The sequence below is a fragment of the Rhizobium sp. BR 314 genome (assembly GCF_047445805.1).
Lineage (GTDB): Bacteria > Pseudomonadota > Alphaproteobacteria > Rhizobiales > Rhizobiaceae > Rhizobium > Rhizobium lusitanum_B.
On sequence record NZ_JARWLA010000106.1, the window covers coordinates 1 to 1,274 of the forward strand.

Below are 1,274 nucleotides of genomic sequence, written 5' to 3' on the forward strand. Positions count from 1 at the left end.
TGTCGGCGGCGACAGCGCCGCGCCACCGGCAGCGTGACCGAGGCTGGCGTCAATGTTCTTGACGACGCGGCTCATAATACGGCGACTGGCCATCTGACCGGCGCTGATGTCGACAGCCCGACGCTCACCTGGTCTCTGATTGCCGGCAATGGCCAGACCAGCAACGTAGGCGGCTCTGTGACTGGTGCTTACGGCACGCTGAGCGTCGATCAGAGCGGCAACTGGACCTATCACCTGGATCAGTCGAAGGCCAATCCGCTGAATGTCTCGGATCATCCGCAGGAAAGCTTCACGGTTCAGTTGAACGACGGCCAGGGCGGCATCACGACGCAGACGGTCGTGGTCACGGTCAACGGCACGAACGATGCCCCGACGATTAAGCTTGTCGGCGGCGACAGCGCCACCGGCAGCGTCACCGAGGCTGGTATTGGCGTAGCCGACGACAGCGCTCACAACACGGCAACCGGCCATCTGACCGGCGCTGATGTCGACAGCCCGACGCTCACCTGGTCTCTGATTGCCGGTAATGGCCAGACCAGCAACGTAGGCGGCTCTGTGACTGGTGCTTACGGCACGCTGAGCGTCGATCAGAGCGGCAACTGGACCTATCACCTGGACCAGTCGAAGGCCAATCCGCTGAATGTCTCGGATCATCCGCAGGAAAGCTTCACGGTTCAGYTGARCGACRGCCAGGGCGGCATCACGACGCAGACGGTCGTGGTCACGGTCAACGGCACGAACGACGCTCCGACGATTAAGCTTGTCGGCGGCGACAGCGCCACCGGCAGCGTGACCGAGGCTGGCGTCAATGTTCTTGACGACGCGGCTCATAATACGGCGACTGGCCATCTGACCGGCGCTGATGTCGACAGCCCGACGCTCACCTGGTCTCTGATTGCCGGCAATGGCCAGACCAGCAACGTAGGCGGCTCTGTGACTGGTGCTTACGGCACGCTGAGCGTCGATCAGAGCGGCAACTGGACCTATCACCTGGACCAGTCGAAGGCCAATCCGCTGAATGTCTCGGATCATCCGCAGGAGAGCTTCACGGTTCAGTTGAACGACGGCCAGGGCGGCATCACGACGCAGACGGTCGTGGTCACGGTCAACGGCACGAACGACGCTCCGACGATTAAGCTTGTCGGCGGCGACAGCGCCACCGGCAGCGTGACCGAGGCTGGTATTGGCGTAGCCGACGACAGCGCTCACAACACGGCAACCGGCCATCTGACCGGCGCTGATGTCGACAGCCCGACGCTCACCTGGTCTCTGAT

At 62.8% G+C, this 1,274-nt stretch carries 1 protein-coding gene; it reads left to right on the forward strand.

All coding sequences use genetic code 11. The annotated features are described in order from the left end of the window. A partial coding sequence (locus tag QD461_RS36620; RefSeq protein WP_414091635.1) for a VCBS domain-containing protein occupies positions 1 to 1,274 on the forward strand: 1,274 nt, incomplete at both ends.